Origin of the sequence: Pedobacter ghigonis, assembly GCF_903166585.1 — a bacterium.
Taxonomy (GTDB): Bacteria; Bacteroidota; Bacteroidia; order Sphingobacteriales; family Sphingobacteriaceae; genus Pedobacter; species Pedobacter ghigonis.
Genome location: NZ_CAESCM010000027.1, coordinates 1 through 23687 on the forward strand (window position 1 = coordinate 1; position 23687 = coordinate 23687).

General features: G+C 40.5%; 22 protein-coding genes and 1 rRNA gene. 17 read left to right on the forward strand and 6 right to left on the reverse strand.

Annotation, left to right across the window (positions count from 1 at the left end):
• Positions 1–106: ribosomal RNA gene (gene rrf / locus HWV58_RS23805) — 5S ribosomal RNA — on the forward strand; the annotation flags it as partial.
• 357 nt (positions 107–463) lie between these two features.
• Entirely contained in the window at positions 464–889 is a 426-nt protein-coding gene (locus tag HWV58_RS23810; protein ID WP_175636505.1) for a hypothetical protein, read from the forward strand.
• 37 nt (positions 890–926) lie between these two features.
• Here HWV58_RS23810 and HWV58_RS23815 read toward each other — a convergent pair whose 3' ends face one another.
• On the reverse strand, positions 927–1820 hold the full coding sequence (locus HWV58_RS23815; protein ID WP_175636506.1) for a LysR family transcriptional regulator: 894 nt from the start codon (positions 1818–1820) through the stop codon (positions 927–929).
• A gap of 77 nt (positions 1821–1897) precedes the next feature.
• On the opposite strand from HWV58_RS23815, the gene hutH reads away from it, so the two are divergent.
• Complete coding sequence (gene hutH / locus HWV58_RS23820; protein WP_175636507.1) at positions 1898–3430, forward strand: histidine ammonia-lyase; 1533 nt, start codon at positions 1898–1900, stop codon at positions 3428–3430.
• A gap of 16 nt (positions 3431–3446) precedes the next feature.
• A complete protein-coding gene (locus tag HWV58_RS23825; protein ID WP_175636508.1) occupies positions 3447–5450 on the forward strand; it encodes a urocanate hydratase in 2004 nt (667 codons plus the stop codon).
• A 49-nt stretch (positions 5451–5499) separates the two neighbouring features.
• On the opposite strand, the gene HWV58_RS23830 is transcribed toward HWV58_RS23825, so the two are convergent.
• Positions 5500–6402, reverse strand: a complete 903-nt coding sequence (locus HWV58_RS23830; RefSeq protein ID WP_175636509.1) for a LysR family transcriptional regulator — start codon at positions 6400–6402, stop codon at positions 5500–5502.
• Between the two features lie 100 nt (positions 6403–6502).
• On the opposite strand from HWV58_RS23830, the gene HWV58_RS23835 reads away from it, so the two are divergent.
• Positions 6503–7132, forward strand: a complete 630-nt coding sequence (locus tag HWV58_RS23835; protein WP_175636510.1) for an NAD(P)H-dependent oxidoreductase — start codon at positions 6503–6505, stop codon at positions 7130–7132.
• Positions 7104–7388, forward strand: a complete 285-nt coding sequence (locus HWV58_RS23840; RefSeq protein ID WP_175636511.1) for a putative quinol monooxygenase — start codon at positions 7104–7106, stop codon at positions 7386–7388. Before HWV58_RS23835 ends, HWV58_RS23840 begins: the two co-directional genes overlap by 29 nt.
• A gap of 1 nt (position 7389) precedes the next feature.
• Here the strand turns inward: HWV58_RS23840 and HWV58_RS23845 are convergent, their stop codons facing one another.
• Entirely contained in the window at positions 7390–8241 is an 852-nt protein-coding gene (locus HWV58_RS23845) for an EamA family transporter (protein WP_175636512.1), read from the reverse strand.
• 117 nt (positions 8242–8358) lie between these two features.
• Positions 8359–8706, reverse strand: a complete 348-nt coding sequence (locus tag HWV58_RS23850; protein ID WP_175636513.1) for a hypothetical protein — start codon at positions 8704–8706, stop codon at positions 8359–8361.
• 118 nt (positions 8707–8824) lie between these two features.
• Here HWV58_RS23850 and HWV58_RS23855 point away from each other — a divergent pair, with 118 nt between their 5' ends.
• The 5 genes from HWV58_RS23855 to HWV58_RS23875 all read left to right on the forward strand — a co-directional run bounded on the left by HWV58_RS23855 (position 8825) and on the right by HWV58_RS23875 (position 13904).
• On the forward strand, positions 8825–9355 hold the full coding sequence (locus tag HWV58_RS23855) for a superoxide dismutase family protein (protein WP_175636514.1): 531 nt from the start codon (positions 8825–8827) through the stop codon (positions 9353–9355).
• 171 nt (positions 9356–9526) lie between these two features.
• Positions 9527–10057, forward strand: coding sequence for an ExbD/TolR family protein (locus HWV58_RS23860; RefSeq protein WP_175636515.1), 531 nt, complete (start codon positions 9527–9529; stop codon positions 10055–10057).
• 297 nt (positions 10058–10354) lie between these two features.
• Complete coding sequence (locus HWV58_RS23865) at positions 10355–10561, forward strand: hypothetical protein (protein ID WP_175636516.1); 207 nt, start codon at positions 10355–10357, stop codon at positions 10559–10561.
• Positions 10562–10625: 64 nt separating this feature from the next.
• Positions 10626–11786, forward strand: coding sequence for an HlyD family secretion protein (locus tag HWV58_RS23870; protein WP_175636517.1), 1161 nt, complete (start codon positions 10626–10628; stop codon positions 11784–11786).
• Between the two features lie 6 nt (positions 11787–11792).
• Positions 11793–13904, forward strand: a complete 2112-nt coding sequence (locus HWV58_RS23875; RefSeq protein WP_175636518.1) for a peptidase domain-containing ABC transporter — start codon at positions 11793–11795, stop codon at positions 13902–13904.
• A 145-nt stretch (positions 13905–14049) separates the two neighbouring features.
• Here the strand turns inward: HWV58_RS23875 and metK are convergent, their stop codons facing one another.
• A complete protein-coding gene (metK, locus tag HWV58_RS23880) occupies positions 14050–15300 on the reverse strand; it encodes a methionine adenosyltransferase (RefSeq protein WP_175636519.1) in 1251 nt (416 codons plus the stop codon).
• A gap of 225 nt (positions 15301–15525) precedes the next feature.
• On the opposite strand from metK, the gene HWV58_RS23885 reads away from it, so the two are divergent.
• The 5 genes from HWV58_RS23885 (at position 15526) to hisS (ending at position 21130) form a co-directional block, all read left to right on the forward strand.
• A complete protein-coding gene (locus HWV58_RS23885; protein WP_235972810.1) occupies positions 15526–16407 on the forward strand; it encodes a diacylglycerol/lipid kinase family protein in 882 nt (293 codons plus the stop codon).
• A 120-nt stretch (positions 16408–16527) separates the two neighbouring features.
• Positions 16528–16878: a translation initiation factor gene (locus tag HWV58_RS23890; RefSeq protein ID WP_175636521.1), complete on the forward strand. Its 351-nt coding sequence runs from the start codon at positions 16528–16530 to the stop codon at positions 16876–16878.
• Positions 16879–17105: 227 nt separating this feature from the next.
• Positions 17106–18863, forward strand: a complete 1758-nt coding sequence (locus HWV58_RS23895; RefSeq protein ID WP_175636522.1) for a sensor histidine kinase — start codon at positions 17106–17108, stop codon at positions 18861–18863.
• A 1-nt stretch (position 18864) separates the two neighbouring features.
• On the forward strand, positions 18865–19608 hold the full coding sequence (locus HWV58_RS23900) for a LytR/AlgR family response regulator transcription factor (RefSeq protein WP_175636523.1): 744 nt from the start codon (positions 18865–18867) through the stop codon (positions 19606–19608).
• 130 nt (positions 19609–19738) lie between these two features.
• On the forward strand, positions 19739–21130 hold the full coding sequence (gene hisS, locus HWV58_RS23905; protein WP_175636524.1) for a histidine--tRNA ligase: 1392 nt from the start codon (positions 19739–19741) through the stop codon (positions 21128–21130).
• A 101-nt stretch (positions 21131–21231) separates the two neighbouring features.
• Here hisS and HWV58_RS23910 read toward each other — a convergent pair whose 3' ends face one another.
• Complete coding sequence (locus HWV58_RS23910) at positions 21232–21969, reverse strand: class I SAM-dependent methyltransferase (RefSeq protein WP_175636525.1); 738 nt, start codon at positions 21967–21969, stop codon at positions 21232–21234.
• A gap of 178 nt (positions 21970–22147) precedes the next feature.
• On the opposite strand from HWV58_RS23910, the gene HWV58_RS23915 reads away from it, so the two are divergent.
• The gene (locus tag HWV58_RS23915) at positions 22148–23446 is read left to right on the forward strand and encodes an MFS transporter (protein ID WP_175636526.1); all 1299 of its coding nucleotides are present in this window, start codon (positions 22148–22150) and stop codon (positions 23444–23446) included.
• Positions 23447–23687 lie beyond the last annotated feature (241 nt).

Consider the following 23687-nt stretch of genomic DNA (forward strand, 5'->3'; position numbering starts at 1 on the left):
GCCTATATCGGTGGTGTCCACCTCTTCCCATTCCGAACAGAGAAGTTAAGCCCACCAGAGCCGATGGTACTGCGGTAACACGTGGGAGAGTAGGTCGGTGCCAAATCTTAAAAGAAACCCTTTAACAACAATGTTAAAGGGTTTTCTTGTTTTAGGGCATTTTTTAGACTAAAGCTTAAATCTTAAAGTTCAAAACGAGATATACCTGCTTTAGTCTTTAATTTTTTGCTTTAAGCTTTTAATAATAGCCCTGACGGCAGTGGAAATCCCTTTTGGCTGGAACGAATTAACACCGCTCGCGTTAAGCTTTCAAAAGGATTGCAACGCACAGCAGGACGGAACCTAACCTAAAAGCACTGCTTTTGTACTACTGAATAAATAATGAAGATAAATTAGTATAAAGCTTAAAGTTATTTGTTTTGTAGCGTTTGGGGTTCTGCTATCGTTTTATTTGAAACCAAATATGATGATGAAAAAAACGATATTGGCATTATTTATCGGGCTTAGCGTCCTGAGTTGCAAAAAGAACAAAGCTAAATCCGATTGTCTGGATAAGATGTGTACCTACGAGTTTAGATCGGTGGTTTTTCGGTTTATGGATAATAAAGGCGAGGGGGCAGAAGTAAAAGATTTTAGCGTAATTAACCAAAGAACAGGTGCAAAAGTAACCACAAATTCCAGTGCTAACAGTAATTTGATAAAAGGGGCCTTCATTATTGTTGATGATGGAAATACCAGAAGTTTATCAGAAGGAGGAGATAATTTAAAAATTACAGGCACATCAGTACAAACTAACCAAACTAAATCTGCAATAATTAAAGTTAGTGGTGGTGAGTGTGCATGCCATATCAATAAGCTCTCAGGGCCAGATCAGGTTGCATTCGATTAATCTGCTACATTCAAACTAGTAATATCCTATCAGATAATTAATGTTCGTTATTCAATAATAAATTAATCACGTTTTTTAATGCCGGATTTCTGTTTGCATCTTTCCAGATCATGTAGAGTTCTGTACGTTGTAGGATATGCGTAAGTTCTACAAATTTTACATTTTCTTTATAGCCATATTGAAGTGCAGTAGGTACAATGGCAATGCCCAAACCTTCCTCAACGAGCTTGTATATCGTTAAAGCATTAACCGATTTGTGAAAAGTTTTGGGTTTGAAACCATGATCCTCGCAAATGCTCATAATCAAGTCGTAGTAAAATGGGCTGTCATCACTCGAGAAAAAGATAAAAGGTGAGTTCCCCAGTTTCTGGACTTCCTCGAAGCTAGCCTTTTCGAGCGGATGGTTTTTGGGGAGCACCAACGAGAAAGTATCCTGGTGGATGACGTGCTTAGATATGCCTTCCTTAAAATGTTGTATGCGCACAAAGCCTACATCAAGCATATCTTTTTCAAGCAATTCAATCTGCAGCTTGTTTGGCATTTCATCGAGGTTTGTTCTGATTTCCGGAAAATCTTTGTTCAACCTGAAAATTAGCTCCGGCACAATTTTTTGAGCTGCCGATCCCAGGAAACCGATTCGGAGTTCACCTTGTTTGCCTTCACTGATATCGCTGAGATGCTTTTTTATGTTCTCAATATGGCTAAACAGGAAATCGACTTCTGTTTTAAGGTATAATCCGGCTTGGGTAAGGGTTACCTTTTTCTTGGTTCGATCGAATAGCTGGGCATTAAAAATTTCCTCCATCTGTTTAATCTGCCGGCTAAGTCCGGGTTGAGAAATAAAAAGCCTGTCGGCAGCTTTCCTGAACTTCAGTTCTTCTGCCAGTACCTGAAAATATTTAAAATGCCTTAACTCTATTTGATAACCCATGGTTATTACATGATGATGTAATTGGTATTTATAGGTATCAAATATACGAGTTATTTTTGTTTAAAACCTTTTCTAACATGAGCGAGCAGATTTTTAACTACGGAACAGATCATTTAACGGCCAATATAGCTTTGGCTATTGGTAATGGCAATTTAAAAGGGGTACTTAGCCCGGCCGTTCGCGAAAAAGTGATCGAAAGTAGCAAAGTTGTAGAACGGATTGCACTTGCTGATAAAGCCGTTTATGGTATTAATACGGGCTTTGGGCCACTGTGTACGTCGATGATCTCGGCTGTAGATACCCGTAAACTACAGGAAAATATTCTGAAAAGCCATGCCGTAGGTGTTGGAGAACCCATCGACATGGAAATATCCAGGCTAATGCTGGTATTGAAGCTACAGTCCCTGGCACAAGGTTACTCGGGTATCCGGATTGAAACACTGGATAGAATGATCTGGTTTTTAGAGGTTGGTGCTACGCCAGTAGTTCCAAAACAGGGATCTGTGGGTGCGTCGGGAGATCTGGCACCTTTATCACATCTTTTTCTGCCTTTAATAGGATTGGGAAAGCTGCATTATAAAAATGAGATTGTGGCAACCGAAAAGTTGCTGCAGGATTATCAGATGCAACCCTTGCAACTTGGACCAAAAGAGGGGCTGGCCTTGATTAATGGCACGCAGTTTATCGCTGCCCATGCGGTCAAAGTGGTTTCTCGTTTAGAAAATGTGCTTAAATCTGCTGATATTATCTCTGCGATGATGATCGAAGGTTTAAAGGGATCTGAAAAACCATTCCATCCCCGCTTGCATCAGTTAAGACCTTACCCTGCCAATATTGCTGTAGCTGCTCAAATCAGTAGACTTTTGCAGGGCTCAGAAATTATGCCCTCGCATTCTGATTGCGCCAAGGTACAGGATCCTTATTCGTTAAGGTGCATCCCACAGGTTCATGGTGCTTCACGTACCGCCTGGCAGCATTTAAAAGAAGCGGTAGAAATAGAATTAAATTCGGTAACCGATAATCCGGTAATATTTAGTGATGAGCTTACCATAAGTGGTGGGAATTTTCACGGACAACCCTTGGCTTTGCCATTGGATTATGCTTGTTTAGCTGCCTCTGAAATTGGCAATATCAGCGACCGTAGGATTTACCTTTCGCTGGAAGGAAATACGCCTGGTGTACCGAAATTGCTGATGCGTGAAACCGGTTTAAATTCTGGTTTTATGATTGTGCAATACACCTCAGCGGCTTTAGCGAGTGAGAATAAAGGACTTTGTTTTCCGGCAAGTGCCGATAGTATACCAACTTCACTGGGGCAGGAAGACCACGTGAGTATGGGCTCTATCAGTGGAAGAAAAGCTTTACAGGTGATAGAAAACGTAGAAAAAATTCTGGGTATCGAACTTTTCTGTGCAGCACAGGCTGTTGATTACCATGCACCATTAAAACCCGGTAAAATTTTAGTCGCTGTACATAATTTCGTGCGTTCAGAAATTGATCATTTTGAAGAAGATCAGATTATGTACGATAGAATGGAAACTGCTATAAGCCTTGTGCAAACAGGTAAGGTGGTCTCGGTTGCTGAGCAGGCAGAACAAACACTTAATTAATTTAGCCTTGTAAGACATGAATTTTGCAGCAGAAATATTAGCCGGTATACCAGCAGAACTACCGAAAGCAAAGGACAGAAATCCTCAACTCAGCCATGCTCCCGTAAGGAGAGCTGTTTTGAATACAACTGAAAAGAAACTGGCTTTAAAAAACGCATTGCGCTACTTCCCGGCAAAGTGGCACAGTGAACTTGCTCTCGAATTTTTAGCTGAATTGGATAGCTACGGACACATTTACATGTACCGTTTTATGCCGGATTACGCGATTTATGCGAGGCCAGTTAACGAATATCCTTGCCAAACCATTCAGGCTGCTGCCATCATGTTGATGATTCAGAACAATCTCGATCCGGCCATTGCACAGCATCCTGAGGAGTTGATTACTTACGGTGGAAATGGCAGTGTTTTTCAGAACTGGGCACAATACCTGCTTACCATGAAATACCTTGCTACCATGACCGATAAGCAAACTTTAAATGTGTACAGCGGTCACCCGCAAGGCTTGTTCCCCTCCAATACAGCTGCACCGCGCGTGGTGGCTACTAATGGTATGATGGTGCCGAACTATTCGTCTACAGCTGATTTTGAAAAATTTAATGCCCTTGGGGTAACGCAATATGGCCAAATGACTGCTGGATCGTACATGTACATCGGTCCACAGGGCATTGTACATGGTACCGCTATTACTCTAATGAATGCTTTTAGAAAAAAAGGCTTTTATGGTAAAGATACCGCCGGGAAAATATTTTTAACAGCCGGATTAGGAGGAATGAGTGGGGCACAAACCAAAGCAGGTAACATTGTTGGCTGTATAACGGTTTGTGCAGAAGTAAATCCGCATGCCGCTCATAAACGAAAAGAGCAGGGCTGGGTGGATGAGTTGATTGAAGGGTTGGATGAACTGGTTGAAAGGGTGAAATTAGCCCAGGACCATAAGGAGACAGTATCTTTAGCTTATCTGGGCAACGTAGTTGATGTTTGGGAACGTTTTGATGAAGAATCGATTGAAGTGACCATTGGCTCCGATCAAACTTCGCTGCACAATCCGTATTCCGGCGGGTACTATCCTGTTGGTTTAAGCTTTAATGAAGCCAATGTGCTTATGGCGGAGGCTTCTGAGGAATTTAAAAACTATGTTCAGAATTCGCTAAAATGCCAGGCAGCCAGCATTAACCGCCATGTGGCTAAAGGCACCTACTTTTTCGATTATGGCAATGCTTTTCTTTTAGAATGCAGCCGCGCAGGAGCTGATATTATGGCTCCAAATGGAATCGATTTTAGGTATCCATCCTACGTAGAAGATATTTTGGGTCCCATGTGTTTCGATTATGGTTTTGGTCCGTTTAGGTGGGTATGTGCATCAGGTAGTGATAAGGATCTGGATATCACCGACCGCATAGCAAAAGAGGTGATGGAGGAAATTAAACTTCAGGCCCCTGCCGAAATAGAGCAACAACTCCAGGATAATATCAACTGGATTGTAGCAGCCAAAGAGAATAGGCTGGTGGTAGGCTCTAAGAGCAGGATTTTATATGCTGATGCTGAAGGCAGGGCAAAAATTGCCTTGCGGTTTAACCAGGCTATTAAAACCGGCGAATTATCTGCTCCGGTGGTTTTGGGTAGAGATCACCACGATGTGAGTGGAACAGATTCGCCATTCAGGGAAACCAGTAATATTTACGATGGAAGCCGATTTACTGCAGATATGGCCATTCATAATGTAATTGGCGATAGTTTTAGAGGCGCTACCTGGGTTTCTATACACAATGGCGGAGGCGTGGGCTGGGGCGAAGTAACCAATGGTGGTTTTGGATTGGTGCTCGATGGAACAGAAGAGGCCGCCGAAAAATTACAGAATATGCTTTTTTACGATGTGAATAATGGCATAGCGAGAAGAAGCTGGGCGCGAAATAAAGAAGCCCGTTTTGCTATCGAACGCGAAATGGAACGTAGCCCATCCTTAACTGTAACATTGCCCAACCTGGTTGATGATGAATTGCTTGACGGTTTAAACATGTAAAAAATACCTGCAAAGCGTTACAGGTTTAAGGCTGATAACGCTTTGCAGATCAAATACTCACCATAACTTCCTTAAAAAGGTTTTTAATTACACCAATTTCAGTAGCGTACTGAGTGTTTTTTCGACAACCAAAGTATAAGGTGTTTTTAAGTTTGCTGCTGCCTTCCCAAATCACCTTTATTTTTTGCTCCTCTACTTCTTTCTTGCAAAGAAAATCGGGAATAATGGCTAAACCTTTACCACCAGATAAGCAGCGTACAATAGAATTTAAGTTCGGTACAATATAATTCGGGCGGAAATCGGCATGTTTACCAAAATTAAGCTGCCAGAAACGCAAAAGATGCTCCATATCTCCGGCGGTTCCGTACCACTTCTGTTGTTTTAGCCAGTCTTCCATACCTTCCTGATCATTCTTTTTTGCAAGCGCATTAAAAGCCTCCCCATCAGTTTCTATTCCACCTACCAAAACAATCGTTTCTGATGAAAAAGCTTCATGCTCTATGTTAGGAGAATTCCCTTTTTGTGGGGTAATAATTAAATCTAAGATCCCCTTATCCAATTGATCGAGCATTTCGGGATATTCGCCAAAACGGATAATTACATTAAATGGAAGCGTAGAAATGTATTGTTCGAGCGTAATCTGAAAAGTTTCAAAGCACATGCCTACACTAATGGTTGGGGTGTGTTTCTCCGTACTTTTCTGAAAGTGCTTTTCAGCATCTTCGAGTTTGGCCAAGGGCTCTACAATGAAATTATAAAGTACCTTTCCCTTTTCTGTGGGGATCATCTTCCGGCCAGTGCGTTCAAATAACTTGTAGCCTACATAGCTTTCTAACGAACTGAGGTGTAAACTCACGCCAGGTTGCGATATAAACAAATTTTCGGCCGCGCCTGTTAGGGTTCCTGTTTTATAAATTGCCTTAAAACTTCTGTACCACTCTAAATTAACCATAATCTTGTTATTATAATTCTGATACAAATCTATAAATTAACTTGTTTTAATAATAGAAATGGGCGATGTAATTTTGTGTCATCAAAATAAAAAAAACGAAATGACAAAAATATTCATCATAAACGGTGGTCAGAAATTTGGCCACTCCGGCGGAAAGTTTAACGAAACCATTACCAATGCTACAATTGATTTCTTTTCGCAATTGCCTGAATTTGAAGTGAAAACAACCAACATTAACGAGGCTTACGACCCTAAAGAAGAGGTAGCTAAATATGTTTGGGCCGATGTGGTAATTTACCATACGCCAATCTGGTGGTTCCAGGTGCCACATGCTTTTAAACAATACATTGATGTGGTATTTACCGAAGGTCATAACAGCGGTATTTACCTGAGCGACGGCCGCAAATCGGATAACCCAACGCGTAATTACGGTACCGGAGGGATGTTACATGGCCGAAAATATATGGTAACCTCTTCATGGAATGCACCTAAAGAAGCATTTACCTTACCTGGGGAGTTTTTTATGGAAACCAGTGTAGACGATGGCGTACTATTTGGTTTCCACCGGATGAACGCTTTTACTGGCATGGAAAGAATTAACGGTGTCCATTTTCATGATGTAGAAAAAAATGCCGATATCCTAACAGATCTTAAAAGATACACCGAACATTTAACAGAAACCTTTTTAAATACCGAAGTATATGAGTCTCTATCTAACTGCAATAGTTAAAAGTAAAAAAGAAACCACAGCCGAATTAAAAGCCGTGTTATTGGATATGGTCGTAAATTCGCGACAGGAAGCCGCTTGCATCCAGTACGATCTACACGAAGCTGCCGATCAGGAAACCTTCATTTTTCAGGAAGAATGGAAAGATCAGACGAGTTTGGATTTTCACAATGGCCAACCCTATATTCAGGCATTTGTTGCCAGAGCTGCTGAGCTAACAGAAAGTATTGCCATTTATAAAACAGATAAACTGGCTTAAATTACAATTTTGCCCGGCGGGCTGTAAGCGACGAACCTGCGGAGGCAATTACTACAAATGCAACGGCGAAACACTCTTTTAGCGAAAGATATTCGTGTAAAAATACCAGTGCTGCCAGCGAAGCCATCGCCGGTTCGAGACTCATTAAGATACTAAATGTACGTGCAGGCAATTGTTTAAGTGCACGCATTTCGAGGGTAAAGGGAATAGCACTTGATAGTAGAGCAAGTGCAGCCCCCAATCCCAGTAGTTTTGGATTTAACTGGCCTAAGCCGCCACCAAAAATACCAAAAGGAAGGATTACAACAGTGGCAAACAACATGCCTATAGCAACGGCATCGCCGCCCTTCATGATTTTCGAAATTCGTCCGCCCAATATGATATAACCCGCCCAAAAAACGCCTGCTAAAAGTGCCAGCAATACACCTACAATGTCAAGTCCGGTGTTGGTCCAGGGAGCAATCAAAGCAATGCCCGTTGCCGCCAGTATTACCCACAAAAAATCGATAGTTTTTTTTGAGCCAAAAATGGCCAGAAGTAATGGGCCAACAAACTCTAACGTTACACCAAGTCCTACAGGTATTCTGGCTATGGCCATGTAAAACACCATGTTCATGGTACCCAAACAAATGCCATACAAGATCACATATTTCCACTGCTTAAAATTTAATTTAAGCAGGTTCGGCCTGAAAGCAATCAATAAAATAATAGCTGATAATCCTATTCTCAACGATGCTGTTGCAGCAGCCCCGATTTGCGGGAAAAGCCCTTTCGCAATTGCAGCTCCGCACTGTACGCTGATAATAGAGAGTAAAACAGCGGGTATAGGTGGGATATTTAATTTGCTTTTCATCTGGGGGCTCGTAATTGAGGCGCAAAATTACGGAATTATCACTTTCCAGATTTTTTTAAATAAAAAAAGGAGAATCAGATTATTCCAATTCTCCTTTTCAGATGTATCAATAGGTTATTAACAAAACAGTTCCTGTTCATCCCTGTTTTCGGTCGGGATTTTCTTTAAAAAATCATCAAAAGATGGCCCTTCGTTATCCGAATAGATGCCATAAGCATCCAAAATATAGCCAATGTTTTTATCCTGATCTTCTACGAGGTACAATACTGAATTGTCTGCAGGGTCGGAATCACCTTCAAAGCGATATGTTTTTACGATGGTTAAATCTTCTGGTTTATAAATGGTACCCAGCGTTTTGCTTTGCATCTTGCCGTGATCGCTCATTTTTAATTCGTTATCTTTTCCTTTCAGCCTCAATTTCTCCAAAATTTGACTCAAAGTGTTCATTGCAATTGGCTGTTCCATGGTTGTACGATTTTATACAAGTTAAACAAGTAGCTGTCGAAATGGTTTTACCCAAATGATTTTAAACCAAACCAAATGGTTTTCAGGCTGTTTCTCTTTAAACTAAATTTTTTAAACCATGAAAAAATATTTTTTAAGCCTGTTGATTGCCGGCACAGCCTTTTTAAGTGCATGTACCAAAACCGATAAAGAAGTGGCACAAGCCAACCTGACTGAAACAGCCGATCCATCTAAAAGTATCGGTACGGCTAAATTTTACGAGCTAAGCGATGGAAAGATTAAACTCGATATTGAAATGAATTTTGCAGCAAGGGCAGATAGTAATGTAGCTGTTCATTTTCACGAACATGGCGATTGCGGTAACATGGGCGAAAACACCCACGGACACTGGAACCCTACCAAAGAGGCACACGGAAAATGGGGCTCAGCAGCTTACCACAGTGGCGATATCGGAAATATTATGCTGGATAATAAAGGACATGCAACCTTATCGGTAACCACCGACCGTTGGAGCATTAAAGATGGGGATATTAAAAATATTATTGGCAGAGGGATTATTGTGCACGGCGGTACCGACGATTATACCACGCAACCTACAGGCAACTCGGGTCCAAGGGTAGGCTGTGGGGTTATCGAAGCAGTTAAGTAGTCTTTTCGTCACTTCGAGCGGAATATAATGGAGCCGAGAAGTCTATTAATGAAATGATTGTTATAGATTGAGTAAATGTTGTATTAGATTACTTTTTAAGCGGTTAATTTTTAGCCGCTTTTTTTATGCAATTTCAGGTCTGTTGTCATCATCATAAAAAACCTAAACATTATGGCAACGCTAAACGAATCGCAAGGCCGCAAAGCGGCAAAAGGAAGAACCAAAAAAACAGCACCAAGGGTAGACCTTACCGCAATGGTAGATCTGATGTTCTTACTAACCACATTTTTTATGCTCACTACTTCATTGGGCTCGCTCAATGCGGCAGATATTGCAAAACCCTATGAAACCGATGGCACTCTTCTTGATTATCCCGCATCCAGAACCATGACCATTTTATTGGGAAAGAACAGCCAGTCGGTTTGTTACATGGGAACCACAGCTGGGGCAGAAATGAAAGTGGTGGCGGTTAAAAACATACAGGAGGTGATTAACGCAAATGAGCTTAAAGTGGCCAAAACACACGCCAATAATCCGGCAAAATATATGATTGTGATTATCAAACCTACTGCAACATCCAAATTCAAGGATTTTGTAGATCTGATAGATGAAATGAAAATTGCGGGTATCAAATCGTATGCAATAGATGATGACCATATCAGTAATGAAGAATCGGCATTTATGAAATCGAAAGGCATGTAAACAGGTCGTATTGACCCTAAAATCAGCGAATAAAACGAATATGCTGTGATTTTTTTCTAATGAATAAATTGAATATGATAAATAATACAATGATTTTGGAGTAGCTAGGCCAAATGGAGCTCGTTTAGGCTGTTTTAAGGGCTTTGTTAAGTCTGAGTTAGTTTTTTGTTAGATGCTTAATACTACGTCTGTGTTGCTAATATGATTACATTCGTCGCAGTGTTTGGCCAAGGCATGAGGCGGCAATCCCGAAAAGCCTTTAAAGAGTAGGGAGCTTAAAACTCAAAAAAATCTAGTATGAAAAGTTTAGAATTAAACAATCTTGGTGTTCAGGAAATGAACAAAACCGAAATGTCACAAGTTGAAGGTGGTGGTATTGTTAACAATACTTTAACCGAAGTTTTAGCTTCTCTTTCAACTGCTTTAAACTCAGTTGGTGCCGATACTTCTACATTTTTAAACAAAACAGTAACCAATGTTTTGAAACTTGTTTGGAGCTTATAAGCAAAGTTATCGTATCCGCTGTTCTGATTTTTCAGGATAGCGGATGCTTTATCAACTAAATACTATGGCTTTAACCAACTACTCTACCGAAAAAATTTCCAATACCGCTCTCGTTTATCGTTCCCAAATCAGTAAGCCCAGCCAGTTAATTTACATGGTTACCATTGTGGCCATTTTAGTGGTGCTTGTGGCCCTTCCCATTATTAAAATACCGATTAGTATCAATGGTACGGGTATTTTACAATCAACCATCGAGAAAACCGAACTTATTGTACCCGTAAACGGCCGTTTAATACAGTATAAACTTGCCGATAACAAAAGACTGAAACAGGGAGATACCCTCCTGGCTATTGATGCCGGATTACCCAAACAGCAGGATGCGCTGGTTGAAACGCGCAAAAACCAGATTACCCGTTTTTTGCAGGATATAAACAACCTTTTATCATTTAATGGCAATTCTTCCGGCCTTCAAACCGGGCAATATGTAGCCTCCTGGCAGCAATACATGCAGGAATTAAAAAATGCCGGTATTGCCAAACGGCAGGCCACAAGCACTTTTGCGCGTTACAATAAATTGTACCAGAATAAAGTGCTTACGCAATCTGAATATGAAAAATACAAATACGAACTGGAGCAGGCCGAATCGGTTTATCTCATGGTACGTACCAAATATAAAACCCAGTGGCAAACCGAAGCTAATGGCTACCGGAACGAGCTGCGAGAGCTGTCGGGCCAGCAAGCCGAAATTAACGAACAAAAAAAGCAGTATGTGCTCCGGGCTCCGATTGATGGATCGGTTCAGAACTTAGTTGGAATACAAAACGGAGCCTATGTTTTTGCCAACCAAAAAATCGGAGAGGTTTCGCCCGATGCCGGTTTGGCAGCTTATTGCTACATCAACCCATCCGATATTGGACTGATCAGAAAAGGACAGGAAGTGCACTTTCAGATTAATGCCTATAACTATAACCAGTGGGGCCTGGCCGTGGGCAAGGTGATTGATATTGCCGACGATATTGTGATTTTAAACGGTAACCAACCTGCCTTTAAAGTAAAATGCCTGATGAATAAAAATTTCCTGATGCTTAAAAACGGTTACAAAGGTTATTTAAAAAAGGGAATGAACTTTACTGCCCGTTTTAAAGTAACCGATCGCAGTTTATTTCAATTGCTTTACGATAAGGTAGACGACTGGGTTAATCCAAACTTAATCAAAAAAACATAACAGGCCATGAGTACGAAGGTTAAGCAAAGAGATATTACCGATTGTGGTGCGGCTTGTCTGGCCTCAGTAGCCTCGCATTACAAATTAAATTTAGCGGTTGCCCGTATCAGGCAGCTTGCCGGAACAGATAAAAAAGGAACTACGGTTTTAGGCCTGGTAGAAGCTGCCCAAAAATTGGGATTTGAGGCTAAAGGCGTAAAAGCCCCTTTTGATAGTTTATTTAAAATTCCTACACCTGCAATTGCACATATTATTGTAAATGACATTCTGCAGCATTTTGTAGTGATATATAAAGTAAACAACAAGTTTATAGAGGTGATGGACCCTATAGATGGGAACGTGCATCGTAAAACACATGATGAATTTAAAAAGGAGTGGACTGGTGCATTGGTACTGTTATTGCCATCAGAGAATTTTCAGGTTGGCAATGAAAAAAAATCAATTCAGGGAAGGTTTTGGAATTTGATTAAACCGCACAAAGGCATTCTGACACAAGTTTTATTTGGTGCAGTTGTTTATACTGTGTTGGGTTTATCTACCTCTATTTTTGTACAAAAACTGGTCGACTTTGTGTTGGTCGATGGTAATCAGAATCTGCTCAACCTGATGAGCATTTCGATGATGGTAATTTTGGTGGTTCAGCTTTTTATAGGTTCGGCTAAAACTGTTTTTACCTTAAAAACCGGTCAGTTGATTGATGCGAAGCTTATTTTAGGCTATTACAAACATCTGCTCCGCCTGCCGCAACAGTTTTTTGATACCATGCGGGTGGGCGAAATTATCTCGCGGATTAACGATGCGGTAAAAATCCGTACCTTTTTGAATGATGTATGCGTAAACTTTCTGGTCAACATTTTTATTGTTTTCTTTTCGTTTATCATGATGTTTACCTACTACTGGAAACTGGCATTGATAACGCTTACCGTTATTCCCTTATACCTCGTTATCTATTTTATAACCGACAAGTTTAACAAGCGTACCCAGCGCCGGTTAATGGAAGACGCAGCCGAGCTCGAATCGCAACTGGTAGAGAGTTTAAATGCCGTGGGTACCATTAAGCGTTTTGGTTTAGAGGAACATGCCAACGAAAAAACCGAAACGCGTTTTATTAAATTATTGCAGGCAGGCTTTAAATCTAACCTCAATGCCGTGGCATCGGGTACTTCAACCGAATTTGTTTCGCGTATCATTACCATTATTTTGCTTTGGGTAGGTGCAGGCTATGTGCTGAGCAATTCGATTACCCCTGGCGAACTCCTATCGTTTTATACCCTGATCGGTTATTTTACCGGCCCGGTTTCATCGCTTATTGGCATGAACAAAACGGTGCAGGATGCGGTTATTGCTGCCGATCGTTTATTTGAGATCATGGATCTGGAAAGGGAAACCGACGAAAACCAGATTGAATTAAGCACCGATAAAATTGGAGATATTCACTTCGAAAATGTATCGTTTCGCTATGGGAAAAGACTGGCTATTTTTGAGGATTTGAATTTAACCATCCCACAGGGAAAATTTACGGCCATTGTGGGCGAAAGCGGATCGGGGAAATCGACTTTAATGTCGATCCTGCAAAATATTTACCCTATCCAATCAGGCAATGTGCGCATTGGCAATTACGACCTCAAATACATTACCAATGCTTCGCTGAGGCGGATGATATCGGTAGTGCCACAGCAAATAGATTTGTTTGCCGGCAATGTGATTGAAAATATCGCCATTGGGGAAGAGGAACCCGATATGCAGCGGATTATTGATATTGCCAGTAAGCTGGGATTGATGGGCTTTATAGAAGCTTTACCCAAAGGCTTTCAAACTTATTTGGGTGAAAATGGCACCAGTTTATCGGGTGGACAACGCCAGCGTATTGCCATTGCCAGGGCATTATACCGCGATCCTGAAATCCTGATCCTGGATGAAGCAACCTCTTCACTCGATGCGGTTTCGGAGCAGCATGTACAAAGAATGATTGCCCTTTTAAAAGCCGAACAAAAAACAGTAATTGTAATTACCCACCGCTCGAGTACTTTAAACAATGCCGATAAGATTATTGTGCTGGATAAGGGGCAGGTAGTAGAGCAGGGCAGTCACCACGAACTGAAATATAACCTTAGCTAAACTTCCGAAGTTTAGCTAACGCAATAGGCCTGTCAAACTTCGGAAGTTTAGCCCAGACCCGTGCCGACTTCGTAAGTGATGCACAATAAAAAAGGCGTTTTGCACTGCTGCAAAACGCCTTTTTTTAAATTTATATCCTGATCGATTAAATGCCGAAAGCAGCTTTAACCTGATCTACGTAATCTAATTTCTCCCAGGTAAACAAATCAACGGTAACCGTTTTTTCTTCACCGTTTGGTGTTCTGAAAGTTTTGCTTACTGTTTCAGGTGTACGACCCATGTGTCCGTAAGCAGCAGTTTCGCTATAAATCGGGTTTCTCAATTTTAAACGTTGCTCAATAAAGTAAGGACGCATATCGAAAATCGATTCTACAATTTTAGCAATCTCGCCATCGGTTTTACCAACTTTACCTGTTCCGTAAGTGTTGATGTAAATACCCATTGGTTTAGCAACACCAATAGCATACGATACCTGTACCAAAATCTCATCAGCAACACCTGCTGCTACTAAGTTTTTAGCGATATGACGGGTTGCATAAGCAGCACTTCTATCTACTTTACTTGGATCTTTACCCGAAAATGCACCACCACCATGAGCACCTTTACCACCGTAAGTATCTACAATAATTTTACGGCCGGTTAAACCAGTATCGCCATGCGGACCACCGATTACGAATTTACCGGTTGGGTTAATGTGGTACTCGATTTTATCGTTAAACAAATGCGCGTATTGCGGATTGCTTTTTATGATACGTGGAATTAAAATATTTACCAGGTCAGTTTTGATTTTAGCTAACATCGCCGCTTCTTCATCAAAATCATCGTGCTGTGTAGAAATTACAATCGCATCGATACGAACAGGTTTATTGTTATCGTCGTATTCTAAGGTAACCTGGCTTTTTGCATCCGGGCGGAGGTATTTAATTTCGTTGTTTTCGCGTCTTAAAACTGCAAGTTCCTGTAAAAGCTTGTGCGATAGGTTTAAGGCCAAAGGCATGTAATCGGCAGTTTCGTTGGTTGCATAACCAAACATCATACCCTGATCGCCGGCACCTTGCTCTTCTTTGTTGCTTCTATCTACACCCTGGTTAATATCCTGAGACTGCTCGTGGATAGCAGATAAAATTCCGCAAGAGTTGGCCTCAAACATATATTCGCTTTTGGTATAACCAATTTTCTTGATCACATCGCGGGCAATCTGCTGTACATCTAAATAAGTTTTAGATTTTACCTCACCAGCTAAAATAACCTGACCAGTAGTAACCAAAGTTTCGCAGGCTACTTTTGATTCTGGATCGAAAGCTAAAAAGTTATCAATTAATGCATCCGAAATTTGATCGGCAATTTTATCTGGGTGCCCCTCAGAAACAGATTCTGATGTAAATAAATACGACATTTATTAAATAAATTAATGATAAATAAACAAATTAATAATTGCCAAACCCCTTGGAAACAGGTGGTAAAATGATTGAAAGGAGGCATTAGCAATTTTTTTAAGTGGTTGCAATCCGGTCCCGAAGTGTCGGGATAGCAAATCAATCCACTTTTTTACTGCTGCAAAATTAGCATATTTTCTTTATTTCAAAAATTATAGATTATTTTGTGCTTTCAATCTTACACTTTGCACACAAAGATCAATATCCTCTTTATAATCAATCCCATCTCGGGTGGGAGAGGAAAGCTGCGTATCCCCGATTTTATCGATCAATACCTGGACAAGGAAAAGTTTAATGCGAACTTTGTGTTTAGCGAATATGTGGGGCATGCAGGCGAGCTGGCCGATGAAGCGGCGACTAAAAATTTTGATGTAATTGTTGCCGCAGGCGGTGATGGAACCATTAACGAAGTAGCCACCAAAGTACTTAAGCACAATAAAATACTTGGCATTTTGCCCTTGGGCTCGGGCAATGGACTGGCCAGGTTTTTAAAAATCCCCAAAAATTTAAAGCATGCCTTGAGCCTGATCAATAATTTTAGAACGGAGCGGGTAGATACAGCTGAGTTTAACCAGAAGTGTTTTTTTAACCTGGCCGGTATGGGGTTCGATGCACATTTAAGTGCTGTTTTTTCGAAGGATAAAAAGCGCGGTTTATCGGGATATGTGAAACTGGGCTTTCAGGAAGTTTTTAATTATAAACCGCAAACCTATCAGTTGAATATTGATGGTACAGCCTATACCCGAAAAGCCTTTGCCATTAGTATTGCCAACTCTTCGCAGTATGGTAATGATGTGTACATTGCGCCTAACGCTTCGGTAAAAGATGGTTTGCTCGATGTTTGTATCATTAAACCCTTCCCGATAATAAAATTGCCTGTTTTGGGTTATGTAATGTTAAGGGGCACAGCAGAAAGATCGGATATGATTGAAATTATTAAAGGAAAACACATTAAAATTATACGGGAAAAAGCCGGAGCGGTACACGTAGATGGCGAGCCTTTACAAATGGGCACCGAAATCGAAGCACTTGTAAATCCCTTATCTTTACAGGTAATTGTACCTTGAGAAAAGCGTTAAGCGCCTAGCGTAAAGCGAAGATTAAACTGGCAATTCACCAATGAACGAATAGCTACTGAAGCAATAACCATCATCCATTTTACATCTCCCATATTACATTAATAAAGCATGAAACCAAAGAAAAATAGTTTAAGCGACCTTGGCGGAATTATGTATTCTACCAATCCCGATTTCGAGTACCAGGAAGAAGTTGATGATACCGTTACTTCGCCCAATAACCAGCAGGATTTACGGGTAATGCTCGATAAGAAGAACCGTGGAGGTAAAGCAGTTACCTTAATTACAGGTTTTAAAGGCCGTACCGAAGATTTAGAGGTACTGGGTAAAATGCTTAAGACCAAATGTGGCGTTGGTGGCTCGGTTAAAGATGGCGAAATCATGATCCAGGGTGATGTGCGTGATAAGGTGATGGGCATTCTGCAAAAAGATGGTTATAAGGCTAAAAAGGCTGGGGGGTAAATTCCGCTTTGACATCATTGTTTGAATGTTAGCATGACTAAATTTTGAATGAGAGAATAAGTATTGTGCTTAACCCTTCAATCGCTCACTCATTCAAAATTCAATCATTTCCCTAAAGCCATAAATTCTGTTCAAATCCCTCCGTTTACAAGGTTATTCGTGCCGTATCCTGTTTTAAACTTTCGTAACCAGCTTTTTTGCAAGATGTTTATGAAAAAATTAAACGCATGAAAAAAATAATTCTCTTCTCCTTCTTTTTGGCTATTGTACAAGGCTTATTCGCACAAAACAAAGTTGATATTGGTATAAATAAAAAGTATTTAGAGTTTGTAGATGGCTATATGATTGATGTCAGGCAGGCAACACCTCATCAATTGAAAAAGATTGCACTTAGGAAGAATTTGGAATCTATTGCTAAAGATCGGTTCAATTTTTCGATCGGACAGCAGCTTTATAGTCGCTATCAAAATTTAGCCATCCGTTTTCAGTCTAATACACAATCAAAGGTTTACGAGGGCAACAACTGGAATTGGGGGAATTGGGCATATTTGGGCTCATTTATTATTGATGGAAATGCGAATGTTGAATTTGCAGATGTTAAAATTACAAGGGAAACGGCTAAAGATTATCGGTATCACGTAGTAACTAACGATAAAAAGGAAATTGTAGGATGGACAATCCCGTCAGAATTTAAGAAAACTGCTGATGGTAAGACAGAGTATGCTTACTTAGGAAATTACCCCTCTCAAAGAAATGGCTATTTAAAAATAGAGATCTATAATGTTAATGATTATCGTGAAAGAGATGCCATATTAGTAGATTGGCGGCCAATATTAAGACCTAAAATTGATTTTGGGGTTGAGTATTTTAAGAAAAAACTCTCAGGAGGTCCGTTTTATGCAGGTTTAGATATGGTTAAAGATCTTAAGTTTAACAATATCATAGAAACAACATCATTAAACGACAAGAAATTTTTTCTAGGCGATTCTTTGGTTCGTCTGAGTGTTTGGTTTGCTGGATTTAACCATAGTTATCGTGCACAACTGATTAGGAAAATAAAAGGTAATACCGAAACGCTTGATTTGGGTGACTACTCAGGCCGGTTCTACATTTATAAAGAATTTTGGAAAGAGCCAGGAGAGTACGAACTTATTTTAACACCAAAATTGTTATCTCCCGGTGGAACGCCAATTTATTATTTAAAGGAAAAAGCGGCTAGCTATAAGTTTACAGTATTACCCGAAAAAAACAATGCTAAGCTTTTCTCCCAAAAACAGCTCATCATTTACGGCTTAATCTTATGCGCAGTATGTGGTGCGATTTTCGGAGCGGCTATAACCTATATTAAAAAGAAGGAAGCCAAAAAATTAGCTTTAAAACATCGTGATAAGGAAATGGCCAGGCTTCAACTGGCTTCGGTCCGTTCACAATTAAACCCGCACTTTTTGTTTAATGCGCTGGCCGGTATTCAAACGCTAATGAACAAAAATGAAACCGATAACGCTAACCGCTATCTGAATAAATTTGCCCGTTTAACGCGTAATGTACTCGAAAACAAAGATCTGATTAGTTTAACCTCAGAGAAAACCCTGTTGGATGATTATTTACAAATGGAGCAACTGCGTTTTGGCTTTCAGTACACCATAAGTGCTTCGGCCGATCTGGATGCCGAGAATATTGAAATTCCGGCCATGTTGCTGCAGCCCTTTGTAGAAAATGCGGTTAAGCATGGGGTAGCAGAAAAGGGAAATCTGGGTAAGATTGAAATCAATTTTATTAAGCAGGAAACAGATCTGGTATTGGGCATCACCGATAATGGAACGGGTTTCGATAGCTCAACAAAATACGAGGGTTTAGGAATGGCATTGAGCAAAAACCGGATATCTTTACTCAATTCTATTTACAAGGAAACGCCCTTTGTACTCGATATCCAGTCGGGGGATGAGGGAACAACGGTTAAAATTACACTTACTCAATGGTTATAATATGCGGGCAATTTTAGTAGATGATGAAACGGCCAATCTCGATAATTTAAAGATTTTACTGGCCAAACATTGTCCAGACATTAAAGTGGTTGCCTGTGTAACCAACATTGATGAGGCTTTTATGCAGGTTAACCTGCACCATCCGGATTTACTTTTTCTTGATATCCAGATGGGCAAAACCACAGGTTTCGATCTGCTGAACAAACTTACCCTAAAAACCTTCGAAGTGGTTTTTGTTACCGCTTACGATAATTACGGCATTCAGGCGGTAAAGTCTGCCGCTTTAGATTATCTGTTAAAACCAGTTGATCCCGATGAACTGAAAATAGCGGTTGACAAGGCCGAAATCAGGATTAAAAAAAAGGTACATGGCGAGCAGCTTAATTTTTTGTTGAGTCAGATTAAAAAAAGCGAACCCGGCATACCTAAAATTGCGTTACCCCAACAGCACGAAATCCGGTATGTTTCGGTTGAAGATATAGTCCGTTGTGTGGCCGATAATACCTATACGTTTTTCTTTCTGGCTAATGGCGACAGGATCTTGATCTCGAAACCGTTAAAGGAATATTCAGATTTACTAAAACCCCATGGTTTTATCCGTACGCATCAAAGCCATTTGGTTAACCCGCAATTTGTAAAAAGCTGGCTGAAAGAAGATGGCGGTACATTACTGATGGATAGCGGCGATAAAATACCGGTAAGTAAACCGAACCGGGAAATGGTGAAAGAGGTATTGGGGAAATAGTTTGAAAATAATTCGTCATTGCGAGGCACGAAGCAATCTTAATGCGCACGCATGTAGCGATCGTTGTAAGATTGCTTCGTCGGCTGAAAAAGCCTTCTCGCAATGACGAAAACTTTGTATTTTTGCGGCTATGTCAGTTATTAAACCCTCATTAGCAAAAGGTACGCGCGATTTTTCTCCGGTTGAAATGGTAAAGCGTAACTTTATTTACGATACCATTAAAACAGTTTTCAAAAAATATGGCTATGCCGAAATTCAAACGCCAAGTTTCGAAAACCTATCAACCTTAACCGGTAAATATGGCGATGAAGGCGATAAACTGATTTTTAAAATATTAAACAGCGGCGAATTTCTGAAAGATCCTAAAAAGAAATCTTTTGATTTTGCTGAAGAAGAAAACAGCAATAAACTGGTTTCATTAATCTCTGAAAAAGCTTTGCGTTACGATTTAACAGTGCCCTTTGCACGTTATGTGGTGATGCACCAGAATGATATTACTTTGCCTTTTAAACGCTTTCAGGTGCAGCCGGTTTGGCGTGCCGACAGACCACAAAAAGGCCGGTACCGTGAGTTTTACCAGTGCGATGTGGATGTGGTAGGTTCTGAAAGTTTATTAAATGAAGCAGAATTCATCCTCATCTACAACGAAGCTTTAGCCAAACTGGGGCTGAAAGATTTCAGCATCAAAATTAATAACCGTAAAATTTTATCAGGTATTGCCGAAATTATTGGTAAACCGGATTTAATTATAGACATGACCGTTGCCATCGATAAACTGGATAAAATTGGTTTAGATGGCGTAAGCAAAGAACTTTTAGAACGCGGTTTTACCGAACAGGATTTAGAAAAGCTGCGTCCGGTGATTTTGCTTGAAGGCAGTAACGAAGAAAAACTGGCCAGCCTAAAAGAAGTTTTGGCTACTTCGGAAACTGGTTTAAAAGGTATTGCCGAAATTGAGCAGGTTTTTGCTTATGTAGAAAGCCTTATTTCGTACAGTTTGCCATTAACCGCAAAACTGGAACTGGATATTACCCTGGCCCGTGGACTAAACTATTATACAGGTTGCATTTTCGAAGTTAAAACCAACGAAGTGGCCATGGGCAGCATTGGCGGCGGAGGTCGTTACGACGATTTAACGGGGATGTTCGGATTAAAAGATTTAACCGGTGTAGGCGTTTCGTTTGGTGCCGATCGCATTTACGATGTATTGGAAGAGCTTAATCTTTTCCCGGCATCAGCAGAGGTTGGAACAAAAGTACTGATTAGTAATTTTGATGCTGAGGCTGAAAAATATGCCTTGCCGATTTTACAACAATTCAGAAATGCAGGCATTGCTACCGAGCTTTACCCAACTTCGGCCAAGCTTAAAAAACAAATGGCCTATGCCGATGCCAAAAACATTCCTTACGTAATTTTAATTGGTGGCGACGAAATGGCCAGCGGAGAACTTACTTTAAAAGATATGCAAAGCGGCGAGCAGAAAAAGCTAACGGTTTTGGGTATTTTGGATTTGATTAAATAGCATATTAACCGCAAAGTGCGCAAAGATTTTCGCAAAGAAACGCTGAGTATTGGTTAAATATCCTGCTTTGCGCTCTTTGCGACAACTTCTTTTCTTTGCGGTTAAATAAGTCTTCCAACCCGCAATAAAACCGGGAAATGTACATCCTTTTCTGCAGCATCGCCCCAGGCTTCCTTTAGCTCGGTAAACATATATTCGAGCGGGTTGCGTTCGTTGGCCTTTTTATAGTGTTGTAGTGCCGACCAGGTATTTAGATAGCCAATTAACTGATTAAAATTCCAGGTAACTTTAATCTGAAAATGTGGCGTAACCAACTCTTCGAAGGGGAAAGGAATGGTTTTATAACTTTCTTCGATATAGCGGCGTTCATTGTCCCAGTATTTTCCCAAAATATCCTCATAAAGTTTATGAACGGCCTTATCCACTTTCTTATCGATAAACATGATGCCGTAGCCAATCACAGCGAAAAGTCCGTTGGGTTTTAGCGTTCTTTTTACCTCTGCATAAAAGGCTTCAAAATTAAACCAGTGGATGGCCTGTGCTACTGTGATAAGATCGAAGCTATTATCAACGGCCGAGCTTTGCTCAGCAGCTTCAACGTTATAGGTTATATTCGGAAGTTTTAACGCATTTTTCAATTGATTTTCGCTAATGTCTGTAGCATAAACCGCATCAAAATGTTGGGCCAACACACGTGCAACCTGTCCGTTTCCGGTGGCGCAATCCCATGCAGCTTGCTTGTTTTCGGTTAGCTTAAACAGATAATCGTACAGCGCTTGGGGGTAAGTTGGCCTGTAAATGGCATATCCTTCAGATTGTGTAGAAAAGTTATCTTTCATTGTTTTAATGATTGATTCGTGGATGAGGGCATGATTGGATAGAAATCCCTTCCAAAGCCCCTCGCTTTCTTTATAAAATTATTATATTTTTGAATAAGAACCGAATTGTTGGCCCTAATGTTTCATTTGAAATTCAATCAATCAATCATTCAAAAACCTACTCATTCAATTATTCCACATGAAGGAAACATTATCACAGCACGAAATTAAAGATGTAGAATATCGGTTAAAATCAATATTTGGTGGCTCTGTAGGTAATTTGGTCGAATGGTACGATTGGTATACTTATTCGGCTTTTGCCCTTTATTTTTCGCCAGCTTTCTTCCCGAACAGCAATCCAACCGCACAATTATTGGATACTGCCGGTATTTTTGCCGTTGGCTTTTTAATGCGCCCCATTGGCGGCTGGTTATTTGGAAGCATTGCCGATAAGCTGGGCCGTAAACGCTCAATGACACTTTCGGTATTGATTATGGCCATTGGCTCACTGATTATCGGCTTAACACCGGGCTATAAGCAGATTGGGATTGCAGCACCTTTACTGTTAATTTTTGCGAGGTTAATTCAAGGCTTAAGCACTGGCGGCGAATATGGTACTTCTGCCACCTACCTGAGTGAAATGGCCACCAAAAAGCATCGCGGCTTCTATTCGAGTTTTCAGTATGTAACTTTAATCGGCGGGCAATTACTCGCACTCGGTATTCAGTTAATTTTGCAGAACTGGCTCTTAACACCTGCTGAGTTACACGATTGGGGCTGGCGGATTCCGTTTTTTATTGGTGCCATCCTTTCCTTTGTTGCTTTATATTTAAGGAGGCATATCGATGAAACCACTGCTTTTAAAAGTAAACAATCGGCCGATAAAAAAGGAGGGATTGCAGTATTGTTAAAATACCCTAAAGAAGTTTTTACTGTAGTGGGGCTTACCCTTGGCGGAACCATCGCTTTTTATACCTTCAGTACCTACATGCAGAAATTTCTGGTTAATACCGTGCATTTAAGTAAAGAAACTTCAACTACATTGTCGTTTATTTCGCTGCTGGTGTTTGCTATTATGCAACCCTTATTTGGCTTGTTGTCTGATAAGATCGGACGAAAACCCCTGCTCATTGGTTTTGGTGTGCTGGGCACCTTATGTACTTACCCGATTTTAACCGGTTTAACCCACGAAACCAATACCACCATCATATTCCTGCTGATGATTGCCGCACTGATTATTGTTAGTGGCTATACCAGCATCAATGCCGTTGTGAAAGCCGAGCTTTTTCCGGCCGAAATCAGGGCTTTGGGCGTAGGTTTGCCTTATGCTTTAACAGTAGCCATTTTTGGCGGAACAGCCGAGTATTTTGCTTTGTGGTTTAAAAATATTGGTCACGAAAGTTATTTCTACTGGTATGTTACGGGTTGTATTTTAGTCTCACTCGTTTTATACACAACAATGAAAGACACTAAGCACCATTCGAAAATAGAAGATTGATTTTGGATTGTTCGAATTGGTGGCGATACAATCGCCGTGCTCGTCTATCCGCGTTACAAACGCGGACGATGAAAAATATTTCCGTGCTAATCCGTGCCTCCTATGTTTGTTGTGAAATTTAAAAATAATAAATTTAACATATTTAAGTGAAAAAGAGTGAGAGTTGATTTGTGCCCAAACAACTTCTTATAGTATGTTCTCACGGAGATATTGCCTCACTCTTTTTTGCCTTTTAGAATCT

Coding starts and splice junctions, on each gene's coding strand:
- HWV58_RS23810 (WP_175636505.1), top strand. CDS start 464: ATGATGATGAAAAAAACGATATTGGCATTATTTATCGGGCTTAGCGTC.
- HWV58_RS23815 (WP_175636506.1), bottom strand. CDS start 1,820: ATGGGTTATCAAATAGAGTTAAGGCATTTTAAATATTTTCAGGTACTG.
- hutH (WP_175636507.1), top strand. CDS start 1,898: ATGAGCGAGCAGATTTTTAACTACGGAACAGATCATTTAACGGCCAAT.
- HWV58_RS23825 (WP_175636508.1), top strand. CDS start 3,447: ATGAATTTTGCAGCAGAAATATTAGCCGGTATACCAGCAGAACTACCG.
- HWV58_RS23830 (WP_175636509.1), bottom strand. CDS start 6,402: ATGGTTAATTTAGAGTGGTACAGAAGTTTTAAGGCAATTTATAAAACA.
- HWV58_RS23835 (WP_175636510.1), top strand. CDS start 6,503: ATGACAAAAATATTCATCATAAACGGTGGTCAGAAATTTGGCCACTCC.
- HWV58_RS23840 (WP_175636511.1), top strand. CDS start 7,104: ATGAGTCTCTATCTAACTGCAATAGTTAAAAGTAAAAAAGAAACCACA.
- HWV58_RS23845 (WP_175636512.1), bottom strand. CDS start 8,241: ATGAAAAGCAAATTAAATATCCCACCTATACCCGCTGTTTTACTCTCT.
- HWV58_RS23850 (WP_175636513.1), bottom strand. CDS start 8,706: ATGGAACAGCCAATTGCAATGAACACTTTGAGTCAAATTTTGGAGAAA.
- HWV58_RS23855 (WP_175636514.1), top strand. CDS start 8,825: ATGAAAAAATATTTTTTAAGCCTGTTGATTGCCGGCACAGCCTTTTTA.
- HWV58_RS23860 (WP_175636515.1), top strand. CDS start 9,527: ATGGCAACGCTAAACGAATCGCAAGGCCGCAAAGCGGCAAAAGGAAGA.
- HWV58_RS23865 (WP_175636516.1), top strand. CDS start 10,355: ATGAAAAGTTTAGAATTAAACAATCTTGGTGTTCAGGAAATGAACAAA.
- HWV58_RS23870 (WP_175636517.1), top strand. CDS start 10,626: ATGGCTTTAACCAACTACTCTACCGAAAAAATTTCCAATACCGCTCTC.
- HWV58_RS23875 (WP_175636518.1), top strand. CDS start 11,793: ATGAGTACGAAGGTTAAGCAAAGAGATATTACCGATTGTGGTGCGGCT.
- metK (WP_175636519.1), bottom strand. CDS start 15,300: ATGTCGTATTTATTTACATCAGAATCTGTTTCTGAGGGGCACCCAGAT.
- HWV58_RS23890 (WP_175636521.1), top strand. CDS start 16,528: ATGAAACCAAAGAAAAATAGTTTAAGCGACCTTGGCGGAATTATGTAT.
- HWV58_RS23895 (WP_175636522.1), top strand. CDS start 17,106: ATGAAAAAAATAATTCTCTTCTCCTTCTTTTTGGCTATTGTACAAGGC.
- HWV58_RS23900 (WP_175636523.1), top strand. CDS start 18,865: ATGCGGGCAATTTTAGTAGATGATGAAACGGCCAATCTCGATAATTTA.
- hisS (WP_175636524.1), top strand. CDS start 19,739: ATGTCAGTTATTAAACCCTCATTAGCAAAAGGTACGCGCGATTTTTCT.
- HWV58_RS23910 (WP_175636525.1), bottom strand. CDS start 21,969: ATGAAAGATAACTTTTCTACACAATCTGAAGGATATGCCATTTACAGG.
- HWV58_RS23915 (WP_175636526.1), top strand. CDS start 22,148: ATGAAGGAAACATTATCACAGCACGAAATTAAAGATGTAGAATATCGG.